10 protein-coding genes and 1 pseudogene are annotated in these 14,175 nt (G+C 28.7%); all 11 read right to left on the bottom strand.

Annotated features, from left to right (window positions below):
• Window positions 1-84 precede the first annotated feature (84 nt).
• Window positions 85-249: pseudogene (locus J1C67_RS07935) on the bottom strand (FMN-dependent NADH-azoreductase); the annotation flags it as partial.
• A complete protein-coding gene (locus tag J1C67_RS07930) occupies window positions 250-2,274 on the bottom strand; it encodes a methyl-accepting chemotaxis protein (RefSeq protein ID WP_167865966.1) in 2,025 nt (674 codons plus the stop codon).
• 313 nt (window positions 2,275-2,587) lie between these two features.
• Window positions 2,588-4,615 carry a methyl-accepting chemotaxis protein gene (locus J1C67_RS07925; protein ID WP_167865967.1) on the bottom strand — a complete coding sequence of 676 codons (2,028 nt, stop codon included), beginning with the start codon at window positions 4,613-4,615 and terminating at the stop codon, window positions 2,588-2,590.
• A 314-nt stretch (window positions 4,616-4,929) separates the two neighbouring features.
• Complete coding sequence (locus J1C67_RS07920; RefSeq protein WP_167865968.1) at window positions 4,930-6,954, bottom strand: methyl-accepting chemotaxis protein; 2,025 nt, start codon at window positions 6,952-6,954, stop codon at window positions 4,930-4,932.
• Between the two features lie 295 nt (window positions 6,955-7,249).
• Window positions 7,250-7,663, bottom strand: a complete 414-nt coding sequence (locus tag J1C67_RS07915; protein WP_089967163.1) for a hypothetical protein — start codon at window positions 7,661-7,663, stop codon at window positions 7,250-7,252.
• Between the two features lie 293 nt (window positions 7,664-7,956).
• Window positions 7,957-9,216 carry a PTS ascorbate transporter subunit IIC gene (locus tag J1C67_RS07910; RefSeq protein WP_167865969.1) on the bottom strand — a complete coding sequence of 420 codons (1,260 nt, stop codon included), beginning with the start codon at window positions 9,214-9,216 and terminating at the stop codon, window positions 7,957-7,959.
• 32 nt (window positions 9,217-9,248) lie between these two features.
• Window positions 9,249-9,533 (bottom strand): PTS sugar transporter subunit IIB, encoded by a 285-nt coding sequence (locus J1C67_RS07905; RefSeq protein WP_089967167.1) that lies wholly within the window; start codon window positions 9,531-9,533, stop codon window positions 9,249-9,251.
• Window positions 9,534-9,560: 27 nt separating this feature from the next.
• Window positions 9,561-10,007 carry a PTS sugar transporter subunit IIA gene (locus tag J1C67_RS07900; protein ID WP_167865970.1) on the bottom strand — a complete coding sequence of 149 codons (447 nt, stop codon included), beginning with the start codon at window positions 10,005-10,007 and terminating at the stop codon, window positions 9,561-9,563.
• Between the two features lie 214 nt (window positions 10,008-10,221).
• Entirely contained in the window at window positions 10,222-11,142 is a 921-nt protein-coding gene (locus J1C67_RS07895; RefSeq protein WP_167865971.1) for a transketolase family protein, read from the bottom strand.
• A 13-nt stretch (window positions 11,143-11,155) separates the two neighbouring features.
• Complete coding sequence (locus J1C67_RS07890; protein WP_167865972.1) at window positions 11,156-11,974, bottom strand: transketolase; 819 nt, start codon at window positions 11,972-11,974, stop codon at window positions 11,156-11,158.
• Between the two features lie 11 nt (window positions 11,975-11,985).
• Window positions 11,986-14,121 carry a BglG family transcription antiterminator gene (locus J1C67_RS07885; protein WP_167865973.1) on the bottom strand — a complete coding sequence of 712 codons (2,136 nt, stop codon included), beginning with the start codon at window positions 14,119-14,121 and terminating at the stop codon, window positions 11,986-11,988.
• Between the last annotated feature and the right edge of the window lie 54 nt (window positions 14,122-14,175).

The following is a 14,175-nucleotide window of genomic DNA, read 5'->3' as shown; positions in this document are numbered from 1 at the left end:
AATATTTATTTTACTATATCTTTCATTATAACTAATATTATATATTTTTTAAATAGATTGATTATAAATTCTTAGTATATTTTTCTAAGGTCTCCATACTTCTGTTATAACCCCATCTATTTTTTGTATTGCTTTTTCTACTGCCTTTTGTTTATCCTCTTCTATAAATCCTGTCCCATATACTAATAATTCTTCAAATCTTTTTATTCCAGCAAACTTCATTATATCCTCTATATAATTTAATATTTTTTATAATTTGAATTTGTTAAATTCATTCATTATATCTCTTGTTTTTGAACTTAAACCTTGAGCTGAAATTGCAACTTCTTCACTTGCTTGGTTTAATTCATTGCTTGAGGCTGATATTTCTTCAGATGAAGCTGATACTTCTTCTGAAATTGCTGATATTCCCTCTATATTTTTAACTATATTATCTTTATTTCCTTTTATTTCTGTAAACTCTTTATATGTATTATTTAATTCTGGAATAATACTTTCTACAGAATCTGCAATATTATCAAATACTTCTAATACATCTCTTATATTATCTTTCTGATTTGTTAATTCATCATTTATATCATTTGTTTTCAATACTATAGCATTAGTATTTTGACAAGATTCAGTTATTATTCTATCTATCTCTTCTGAACTTGATTTACTTTGTTCAGCTAAGTTTCTTATTTCATCTGCAACTACTGCAAATCCTCTTCCCATTTCACCAGCTCTTGCTGCTTCAATTGCTGCATTTAAAGCTAATAAATTTGTTTTATCTGATATTTCTTTAATTAAGTTTGTTATTGAACTTACCGTAGTCATATTTTCGCCTAAGGTTGAAATATTACTATTAAATTCATTGAACTCTTTATCAAATTTATTTACTGAATGTTCCATTTTTAAAACTGTAGCTTTAGATTCTTTTGTCTTTTTATCTATTTGAATAGCATTAGTATTTACATTATTAACATACCCAGATACAATATCTATTTTATCTGAGAACTCATCTATTGTTATAGTTATATCACTTATTGAACCAGCTTGCTCAGTGTTTCCATTCGCCACCTCATTAATAGCATTTGTAATATCACTTGTGGAAGATGCTAATTCCTCTGAGAATGATGATAAACTTGTAGCTTCACTATCTATCTCATCACCTATATTTTTTATGCTTAAAATCATAGTACTAATTGAATTTTTTAATTCTTCTAAAGCTTTACTTATAGTTCCTATTTCATCTTCTCTATCTAATAATTCTTTTTCTATTTCTACTGTAAAATCACCCTTTGAAATCACATCTACTTTTTCAGTTATTTTCTTTATTGCTTTTGATAACTTATCAGCAAATAAAGCTGTTATTAAAATACCCGCTAATATAGAAATTAGTGTTAAAATTAGTGCTGTATTTTTAATTCCCTCAACACCAGCTAGTATATCATCATACTCAGCAAATATTCCTATAGACCATCCGCTATCTCCAACTGGTGAATAACTTATTGTTTTCTTTTTACCACCATAGCTATATGTCCCTATTCCATCTTCACCATTAATCATTTTGGTTTCTATTTCTGCTAACTCCTTTAAACCTACATCACTTTTTGAGGCTTCTATAGTATTATCGAAAGTATTTACTAATTCTTGATTTGGATGCGCTATTACGGTACCTTTTCTATTTAACATATAAGCACTTCCAGTTTTTAAGAAAGTAATTTCTTTTATAATAGAACTTATTTCCGCTGCTGGTCTTGTATATTCAAGTATTGAAATTACTTTGCCATTATTATCTTTAATAGGTATTCCATACGCTATTATAATTTCATTATCTACACTGTCTATAAATGGTTCCGATATAAATATATTTCCCTCCACTGTCTTTTTGAATATATCTTGTCCACTTATATCTATTATTTTACCTGTAGATAATGTTAACTTCCCATCTGTAGTTATTATACCTATAGACTTATGTTCATACAATTTCATATTATAATTTAACACTCTATTTTTATCTTCTATTGATGAATTCAAATTCTTTATAATAGGGTCACTGGCAACTGTTAATCCCATTGTTACTTGTTCACTTAATTTAGCTTCCACTAAATTCGCAGCTTGCAGAGACATTGTATCCATCATACCCATAGTATTATCTATATTAGATTGTCTTGCTTTTAAATAGAAGACACCTGAAAATACTAGGGTAATAACTACAATTAAAGTCCCAAAATTTCTTATCATAGACCCCTTTATACTTTTTGATCTACTATTATTAAATCTTAAGTTCATGATTAACTTCCTCCTACTATTTTATTTTTTCATCTCAATATGTTATCGTTCTACTTAATAAATACTTGATATTTTATAAATAAATATTGTAATTTAATTATAATACTTATTAAATTTGGCTGTTTTTTCATATAATTATTTAATATAAATATAAAACAAGCACCAAATTTATTATATACATCTATTATTTTTAATTAAATAATAGATTACACAATAAACTCGATGCTTAATATGATAGATTACAACATAATTTGCAATACTTATTAAATACAAGAAAATTTAAATAAGCATTGAAACCCTATATGATATTTTATTATAATTTGAATTTATTAAATTCATTCATTATATCTCTTGTTTTTGAACTTAAACCTTGAGCTGAAATTGCAACGTCTTCACTTGCTTGGTTTAATTCATTGCTTGAGGCTGATATTTCTTCTGATGAAGCTGATACTTCTTCTGAAATTGCTGATATCCCCTCTATATTCTTAACTATATTATCTTTATTTCCCTTTATTTCCGCAAACTCTTTATATGTATTATTTAATTCTGGAATAATACTTTCTACAGCACCTGCAATATTATCAAATACTTCTAATACATCCCTTATATTATCTTTTTGATTTGTTAATTCATCATTTATATCATTTGTTTTTAAGACTATAGCATTAGTATTTTGACAAGATTCAGTTATTATTCTATCTATTTCTTCTGAACTTGATTTACTTTGTTCTGCTAAGTTTCTTATTTCATCTGCAACTACTGCAAATCCTCTACCCATTTCACCAGCTCTTGCCGCTTCAATTGCCGCATTTAAAGCTAATAAATTTGTTTGATCTGATATTCCTTTAATTAAGTTTGTTATTGAACTTACTGTAGTCATATTTTCGCCTAATGTTGAAATATTACTATTAAATTCATTAAACTCTTTATCAAATTTATTTACTGAATGTTCCATTTTTAAAACTGTAGCTTTAGATTCTTTTGTCTTTTTATCTATTTGAATAGCATTAGTATTTACATTATTAACATACCCAGATACGATATCTATTTTATCTGAGAACTCATCTATCGTTATAGTTATATCACTTATTGAACCAGCTTGCTCAGTGTTTCCATTCGCCACCTCATTAATAGCGTTTGTAATATCACTTGTGGAAGATGCTAATTCCTCTGAGAATGATGATAAACTTGTAGCTTCACTATCTATTTCATTTCCTATATTCTTTATACTTAAAATCATAGTACTAATTGAATGCTTTAATTCTTCTAAAGCCTTGCTTATAGTTCCTATTTCATCTTCTCTATCTAATAATTCTTTTTCTATTTCTACTGTAAAATCACCTTTTGAAATCACATCTACTTTTTCAGTTATTTTCTTTATTGCTTTTGATAGATTATCGGCAAATAAAGCCGTTATTAAAATACCTGCTAATATAGAAATTAGTGTTAAAATTAGTGCTGTATTTTTAATTCCCTTAACACCATCTAGTATATCATCATACTCAACAAATATTCCTATAGACCAGCCTCTATCTCCAACTGGTGAATAACTTATTGTTTTCTTTTTACCACCATAGCTATATGTACCTATTCCATCTTCACCATTAATCATTTTAGTTTCTATTTCTGCTAACTCCTTTAAACCTACATCACTTTTTGAGGCTTTTATAGAATTATCGAAAGTATTTACTAATTCTTGATTTGGATGTGCTATTACTGTACCTTCTTTATTTAGCATATATGCGCTTCCAGTCTTTAAAAATTTAATATCTTTTACGCTATTACTTATTTCTTCTGCTAAACTTGTGTACTGAATCATTGAAGTTACCTTGCCATTATTGTCTTTAATAGGTATCCCATAAGCTATTACCATTGCTCCATCTATACTACTTATATAAGGATCTGCTATATATACATTTCCCTTCATTGTTTCTTTAAAAAGTTCTCGTTCACTTATATCTATTGGGTCTCCTGAAGTTAATATTAACTTTCCGTCTGTAGCTGCTATCCCTATAATTTTATGTCCATATAATTCCTTGTTATTATTTAATACTCTCTTTTTATCTTCTATTGATGATTTTGAATCTCTTATAATCGGATCATTAGCAACTGATAATCCCCTTGTTACTTCTTCTCTTAATTTAGCTTCCACTAAATTTGCAGCTTGATGAGACATTGTATCCATCATATTCATAGTATTATTTATATTAGATTTTTTTGCTTCTGAATAGAATACACCTGAAAACACTAGTGTAATTACTACAATTAAAGCTCCAAAACTTCTTATCATAGACCCCTTTATACTTTTTGATTTGCTATTATTAAACCTTAAATTTATCATAAACTTCCTCCTACTATTTTATATTTTTTCATTCCAATATGTTATCGTTAAACTTATAAAATACTTAACATTATTATTAATTAATGTCATAATTTAATTATAATATTAATTAAATTTAGCTATTTTTTTATCTAATTATTTAATATTAATATAAAATAAGCACCAAATCCATTATATATATCTATTATTTTTAATAAAACAATAGATATGAATAATAAACTTGATGCCTAATATGATAAATTACAACATAATTTGCAATACTTATTAAGTACAATAAAATTTAAATAAGCATTGAAACCCTGAATGGTATTTTATTATAATTTGAATTTGTTAAATTCATTCATTATATCTCTTGTTTTTGAACTTAAACCTTGAGCTGAAATTGCAACTTCCTCACTTGCTTGGTTTAATTCATTACTTGAGGCTGATATTTCTTCAGATGAAGCTGATACTTCTTCTGAGATTGCTGATATCCCCTCTATATTTTTAACTATATTATCTTTATTTGCTTTTATTTCTGTAAACTCTTTATATGTATTATTTAATTCTGGAATAATACTTTCTACAGAATCTGCAATATTATCAAATACTTCTAATACATCTCTTATGTTATCTTTTTGATTTGTTAATTCATTATTTATATCATTTGTTTTTAATACTATAGCATTAGTATTTGCACTTGATTCAGCTATTATCTTATATATTTCTTCTGAACTTGATTTACTTTGTTCTGCCAGGTTTCTTATCTCATCTGCAACTACTGCAAATCCTCTTCCCATTTCACCAGCCCTTGCAGCTTCAATTGCTGCATTTAAAGCTAATAAATTTGTTTTATCTGATATTTCTTTAATTAAGTTTGTTATTGAACTTACTGTAGTCATATTTTCACCTAATGTTGAAATATTACTATTAAATTCATTGAACTCTTTATCAAATTTATTTACTGAATGTTCCATTTTCAAAACTGTAGCTTTTGATTCTTTTGTCTTTTTATCTATTTGAATAGCGTTAGTATTTACATTATTAACATACCCAGATACAATATCTATTTTATCTGAGAACTCATCTATTGTTATAGTTATGTCACTTATTGAACCAGCTTGCTCCGTATTTCCATTCGCCACCTCATTAATAGCGTTTGTAATATCACTTGTGGAAGATGCTAATTCCTCTGAGAATGATGATAAACTTGTAGCTTCACTATCTATTTCATTCCCTATATTCTTTATACTTAAAATCATAGTACTAATTGAATGCTTTAATTCTTCTAAAGCCTTGCTTATAGTTCCTATTTCATCTTTTCTATCTAATAATTCTTTTTCTATTTCTACTGTAAAATCACCCTTTGAAATTACATCTACTTTTTCAGTTATTTTCTTTATTGCCTTTGATAGATTGTTTGCAAATAAGGCTGTTACTACAATACCTACTAATATAGAAATTAGTGTTAAAATTATTGCTGTATTTTTAATTACATTAACACCAGCTACTATATCATCATACTCCACAGTTATTCCTATAGACCAACCTCTATCTCCTATTGGTGAATAACTTACCGTCTTCTTTTTACCATTATAGGTATATGTGCCTATTCCATCTTCACCTTTAATCATTTTCTTTTCTATTTCTGCTAACTCTTTTAAATCTGCATCACTTTTTGATTCTTCTATAGTATTACTTAAAGTATTTACTAAGTCTTGATTTTTGTGTGCTATTGTTACCCCTTTAGAACCAATTACATATGCACTTCCAGTTTTTAAAAAAGTAATATCTTTTATAATATCGCTTATTTCAGTTGCTGGTCTTGAGTACTCAACCATTCCAATTACTTTTCCATTATTATCTTTGATAGGTATTGCATATGCCATTAACATTGTCCCATCTATTTGATCTACAAATGGCTCTTCTACATATACAGAACCCTTTATTGATTCTTTGAAAATATCATATTGACTTATGTCTATTGTTTTTCCTGAAGTTAATGCTAACTTACCATCTGTAGTTGCTATACCTATAGACTTATGTCCATACAATTTCATATTATCATTTAACACTCTATTTTTATCTTCTATTGATGAGCTTGCATTTCTTATAATGGGATCATTTGCAATTGCTAACCCCATTGTTATTTCTTCATTTAATTTAGCTTCAACTAACTTAGCTGATTGACTAGACATTGCATTCATTATATCCATAGTATTATCTATATTAGATTTTTTAGCTTGTGAATAGAATACAACCGAAAACACTAGTGTAATTACTACAAATAAAGCACCAAAATTTCTTATCATATCACTTTTTATACTTCTCGACTTATTGTTACCCATTAATTTCTTCATCAGCTTCCTCCTACTATTTTATATATTCAATGTATTATCGTTATATATTATTGAATACTTAACTATATTTTCGACACGATAAAAGTTTTTTCTACATTTTTGTTATGACTTTATTTTAATTTTATCGTTTTCATATTGATATCGATAAAAAAATAGGCACTAAATTTATTTTAGGCTGATTTTTAATAAAATCAACCTAAAACAAACTCAATGCCTACTATAATATTTATATTATTCTCTTTTAAAATAGTTTTCCAATAGTATGTTCTTATTGGCTAGTTTTTTTGAAACAAACTTAATTTACTTGAGTTAATAATCTTTTTATTATATCTCTTAATTTAACTTCTCCAAGTTCATCATGAGCTATTGCCACTACTAGCTTAATATCATTATCTGATGGCTCCCACTTATATGTTCTAATTTCTATAATAGCTTCTTCTGGAAGGTAATCTTCTATTTCAATTGCAAGCTCTTCCCCTAACGCTACATATTCTTCAAATAATTCATCTTCTGTTAAATCATCTAAATTACAAGTATCTTTTATTTCATCATTTAAAACATCTAAATCAATACTTATGTTATAAGCTATAATATCTTCTCTTTTTGAACCTTTAGTCATATCTTTAATTATTTTCATTTCTGTATTTGCTTCTATCTTTTCCTTTATCTCTGTGCTATCTACGATTTTATTTCCAAATGCTACGTACATATTAATCCACTCCTATTTATTACTATGGAACCTTAGCCCTATTCAAAAAATAATAAGCCACTATGATTCCTAATATTAATTTTCTCACCTACCATTATAATCATAACTTATTATAATAGTCACTATATGATACTAATTTTTATAATTAATTATAAATAAAAATCTATTTTTATAGGTTCACTTTTATTTTGACATATAAAATCACCCCATTAAATGGATTTTACAACTCTTTTTAGCTGTTTCCACTTAACGGGGTGCAGTTCATATATCTATTTAAAATTTCTTTCTCTAAATTATGCTCCGAACATTGATAATACTTTTCCTAATATAACTCCAATCACTCCAAAGTCAGCATCTGAGAATGTTGTCCCACCGAACCCTAGCCCTGCTAATACTGGAAGTAATAATGCTGGCAAGAAAGTGATTAGTAATCCGTTTGCGAATGATCCAAATATTGCTCCACGTCTACCACCTGTTGCATTACCAAATACCCCGGCTGTTGCTCCGCAGAAGAAGTGAGGTACAACTCCTGGAAGAATTGCTGGTGCACCTAATGTTATTAAAATGAATAACCCAACTAGTCCACCTAAGAAGCTACATAAGAATCCAATTAATACTGCATTTGGTGCATATGGGAATACTACTGGACAATCTAATGCGGGTTTAGCATTAGGAACCAATTTCATAGCTATTCCTCTAAATGCTGGAACTATTTCTCCTAAAATTAATCTAACTCCTGCAAGTATTATAAAAACTCCACCTGCAAATGTTATTGATTGAATTAATGCAAATACTACTAAATTTTTACCGCCACTAATTCCTGCAACAAATTCTGGACCTGCTGCAAATGCAACTATTAAGAATAATGCTAACATTGTTATTGAAATAGCCACTGACGTATCTCTTAAAAATGTTAAACTTTGCGGAAATTTAATTTCTTCTGTTGATTTTGATCCTTTTCCAACTACTTTACCAACTAAAGCTGATAAAACATATCCGAATGTACCAAAATGTCCAAATCCAACTTCATCTGTACCTGTAATTTTTCTCATAAATGGTTGTGCCATTGCAGGCATTAAAGACATTGTTAATCCTAAAAGGATTGACCCAACAATTACTGCCGTTGTTCCAGTGATTCCACCTGCATATAATATAGCTGCAAACATACAAGCCATATATAATGTATGATGTCCTGTTAAGAATATATATTTTAATTTTGTGAATCTAGCAATTAATATATTAGCTACCATACCAAATGCCATAATTAAAGCTGTAGTTGTTCCTAAATTGTCCAATGCCATTCCAACTATCGCTTCATTGTTTGGAACTATACCTGTAATCCCAAATCCATGTTCAAACATTTTCCCAAAGTGCTCAAGTGAGCCTACAACTATACCTGCTCCACCACCTAATACTAAGAATCCCATTATTGTTTTTACTGTTCCTGATATACAATCTGAGAATGATTTTTTCTGTAATACTAAACCTATAAGTGCTACTACCCCCACCAATACAGATGGTTCGCTTAATATGTCAACTATAAAATCTAACATTATTATTTCGCCTCCAATTTAATTATCTTTTCTTATATATGGTTTAATTTCTTTAATACTTCTACTAATTTTTCTTTTAATTCCTTTGAATCTATCATATTATTTAATGAAATAACTTCTCCGCCTAACCCTTCTAATCTACTTGAAAGATCCCTTGTTGCTACATAAACATCCGCTGGAGTTCCTTTTGCTGAAGATAAATCTGAATGAGCTACCTCAATACCCTTTATTCCTAAATCCCTTAAAACATTTTCAATATTCATTTCAATCATAAAACTACTTCCTAAACCTGACCCACAACATACTAAAATTTTCATAATAAATTCCTCCTAAATTTTATTTATTTATTTATATTTTTTTATAATATTACTTACATCTTCAACCGATTTTGCATTAAAAATCATATATAAATCTTCACTATTCATTAACATTTCCATTAATTTAGATAATAAGCTAACATGTCCCGTATTATCCTTTGCTGCTAATGTTAGTACTAATGTAACTGGATCATTCAACTCACTTCCAAATTTGATTGGATTTTTCAAGGTCATTATGCTCATCCCAGTTTTATTTACTCCAGCTTCTGGTCTTGCATGTGATAATACAATTCCAGGTGCAATTACCATATATGGCCCTAAATCCTCAAAGTTTTTAAATATTTCTTCTTTATAGCTTTTTTCAACTATGCCCTTTTCTTCTAACATAGCTACTCCATTTTCTATCGCTTCTTTCCAATCTTTACAATCTACTTGTACTTTTATAAATTCTTGTGTTATTATTTTTGCTAACATTTTGTTCACCCCGTACTTTATTTAACTCCCTTGCTACAATATCATTATATTATATTTCTCCGCCTACTTGAATAGGTTTACACCACCTTCTATTTCTAATTAAAAGTGAAGAAATGAACTTATTTATTTTTCTACCTATAAACAGAAAAAGGACATGCATTTTCGGCTTGCCCTTTTGCTATTTATTCAAATATCCATAAGTACTAATAAATTTCTATTTTACTAGCTCTGTGCACTCTCGTGCTATATCTTCAGCTGTCATTCCATACTTCTTAGCTAAAAATTTCATTCCTCCAACTTCTCCAACATGATTCAAAACTCCTAGACTTCTCATTAGTGTAGGACACTTTCTGCATGATACTTCTGCAATTGCACTATATAATCCACCCATTACATTATGATTTTCAATTATTACTGCCTTTTTAGTTTTTGCTAATGACTTAATAATTGTTTCTTCATCTAAGGGTTTTATTGTTGGAATAGAAATAACCTCAGCATTTATACCTTTTGCTCCTAATATTTTGCTAGCTTCTAATGCTGCATTTGTCATTAAACCAGTTGAGAATATTGTTACATCTTCTCCTTCTTTTAACACATCTGCTTTTAGCATGTCATATTTATAGTCCTCTCCATGTACTCTTGGAACTTCTTTCCTTGGCATTCTTATATAAACAACACCTTTATAATCAACTGTATTTAATAAAACTTCTCTTAATTGAACTTCATCAACTACATCAATTATTACTAAACCAGGTATGCTTCTTAAAACTCCAATATCCTCAAAGCTCATGTGTGTTCCACCATTTGTTTCTGCTGCAATCCCCGCATCTGTAGCTATAATTTTAACACTTTGCTTAGCATACGCTAGTGAAATTGCTATTTGGTCACATATTCTTCTTGATGCAAATGCTGTGAATGTACAAATATATGGGTTCATCCCATAAGCACTCATTCCCCCTGCCATACTTGCCATGTTTTGTTCACTTATCCCAACATCAAATGCTCTTTCTTTAAATACTTCTCTAAGTGACATTGTTCCATTTGCCTCTGCTAAGTCAGCATCCATAAAGATTATATTTTCATGTTTTTCCATCAACTCTTTCATTGTGTCACATAGGACTTGTCTCATTTCCATAATTATATCCCCCTTACTTTAAATCTTCTAAAGCTTTTGTTAATTGTTCTTCTGTTAATCCCATACTATGGTTCTTGTATCCTGCCTCTTCTATTACAGAAACGCCTTTTCCCTTTATTGTGTTTAATATAATGGCAACTGGCTTATCTTGTTTTTTACCTTCAACTATTGCCTCATGCATTTCTTGCATATTGTGTCCATCGACATTTCTAACAAAGAATCCAAATGCTTCCCACTTCTTGTCCATTTTCCCCATATCAACTATATCTACTAATTGTCCATCTAGTTGCATCTTATTGTAATCTACAAATAAAATTAAATTATTTAGTTTAAATGAAGATGCTGCTAATGCGGCTTCCCAAACTTGTCCTTCATTGCATTCTCCATCACCAATAGCACAATAAATATATGCATTATCCTTCTTTATTTTAGAAGCTTTTGCCATACCAACAGCACAACTAATTCCTTGACCCAGTGATCCTGTTGTCATATCTATTCCATTTGTTCTGTTCATGTCACAATGACTTGGTAATAACGTATTTTCTTTATTTAAAGTTAATAAAGCTTCCTTTTCTAGGTATCCTTTATCTGCTAATGTCGCATATAAAGCTGGACCTGCATGGCCTTTTGATAAAACAAATCTATCTCTACCTTCCATTTTAGGGTTTTTGGCATCTATATTCATTTCTTTGTTATATAGTAATACCAATACATCAACTATTGATAAGCTTCCACCATAATGCCCTTTGCCTGCACTGTGAATTTCTTGCACTAATAATCTTCTAACTTCATTTGATCTTTCTTTAAGGAAATTAAGTTCCTCTATTCTCATATTAATTCCTCCTACATTCTTTTATATTTTTTTAATATTTCTCTTACTTCATCTTTAGATGAAGTGGTCATAAGCCTATCTAAATCTTTAGAATTATTTATCAAACTCATAAATTCTAATAGTGCATTTAAGTGTGATTGCTTGTCCTTTGTAGCGAAAGTTAGTATTAATTTTACTGGGTCATTAAACTCACTATTAAATTTAATTGGATATTTTAAATTTACTAAACTCATACAGGTTTCATTTATTTCATCTGTCCTATCTACATGCGCTAGGCATATTCCTGGTGCGATAACCATGTATGGTCCTAATTTCTCAAAGTTTTCAATTATGCCTTCTTTATATTTTTCTGTTATAGAATCTTTCTTTATTAGGATATCGGATGCTTTACCTATTGCATCTATCCAATCCTTGCAATTTAACTTTAGTTCTATGTTTTCTCTTTTTATGAAGTCTTTAAGGGAATTTTTTTCTACTTTATTAATTTCTTTTTCATTTTGCTTTTTTAACTCATATAAAATTTCATATCGTAATTGTTCCTCATCTCTTACTTCACAATGTTTTTTTACTTTAGCTAATATTCTATTTACTAGTAAAAGTTCTTCTCCCTGTTGTTCTTTTTTTGCAACTGGAACTAAATATTTTTCTAATTTCTTAATATCATTTTCTGAAAATAGTGGAGATATTTTTATGTACTCGTCTTTATTTAATCCTCCAATGTCTATTGTACTTATTATAAAATCACAAGTACTTTTTAACTCCACATCAACATTTCTACTTCCATAAGTTCCTATTATGTCTAAGTTGAATCTTTCTGATATTTTAGAAGCTATCATTTTAGATGCTCCAATTCCAGATCCACATACTATTATTATTCTTGTTTTTCCATCTATTCTTTGTTTATATCTAGCAAGTGCTGCTGCATAATGAAGAACTATATACGAAGTTTCATGTTCTCCAAGTTCCTCCCCTACAAACTCTTCTAAGTATTTACAAGCAGCTTCTACAACTTTAAACAAATTGCCTTGCTCTTGCTTAATTCTATCAAACAATGGATTTTCTATTCTAGAACCATATTTTATTCTATAAAGGCTTGGTCTTAGGTGCAATAATAACCCCTGATATAATCCTTCTCTCTCATTATTTAAATTTATATTATAGATTGACTCTACATATTCAGTCATAACTTTTATTAAGCTTTGCAACTCATTTTCTCCACAAGTATCCCCAGCTTGAAATGTATTGTTAACAACTTTTGCTCCTAAAAGATGTATAACTATATAACATGACTCCATTTCTGGAACAACAATATTATAATATTCTTCAATCTTTCCTATTATTTCTAGTGCTACTTGGTATTCTACTGTGCTTTTAACAAATCCATCATCTAGCTCTGGAAGATAAATCACTTTGTCCAATTGAACTCTTTTTATCATTATTGATAAGTGAGTTATAAGACCTCCATATGCCTCATCGCTAAATTCCCTTTTTAAATCTATTTCAGCCTTCTTTATTAATCTATCTATAAAATCTATATCTATATCCTCAAATAAAGTGCTGAATTGTAGGTTATTTATTTTTGATTGAATTGATTTTTTTGAAACATAATTTACAACATCCTCTGCTGATACACTTTTAGCCATTATATCTATTACAGCATTTCTCTTATTCATTTCTAACCCATCTGCTATAAGTCCTAACCTTGGCTTCCTAACTAGTTTTAAATCATAATTTTCTAATTCATAGCCAATTTCATCTAATTCTTTTAATAATGTATTCTTTGATACACATAACTTTTCTTCAAAATCTTTAATTTTTATATACTCATTGCTTTGAAGTAGCTTTAAAATCATAAAAAGTTTTCTTTCATATTTTGAATATACATATTTGTACGGTGTATATTCTCCTATGAATTTTTGCATGTATTCCTTTACTTTAAGGGTGTCGTTTATTCTTATACCCTTCTTATACTTTTTATCAAAGTATCCAAATCCATTTTTCACTAAGAAAGATTCAATTTTATCAATTTTATATCGTATTCCTCGATTAGTTATTTTGTATCTTGCAGCTATTTCTTCTAATTGCACATAGTCATCTTTTTCAATCATGTATTGAAGTATCTCCATACATTCTTTATTAAGCTCCATATTACCAAATCCCCTCTCCTATATTATATAAATATAGTCTTATCACTTGTATCT

This window comes from Clostridium gasigenes (genome assembly GCF_017348895.1).
Lineage (GTDB): Bacteria > Bacillota > Clostridia > Clostridiales > Clostridiaceae > Clostridium > Clostridium gasigenes.
This window is presented reverse-complemented; position numbering and strand designations above follow the sequence as displayed.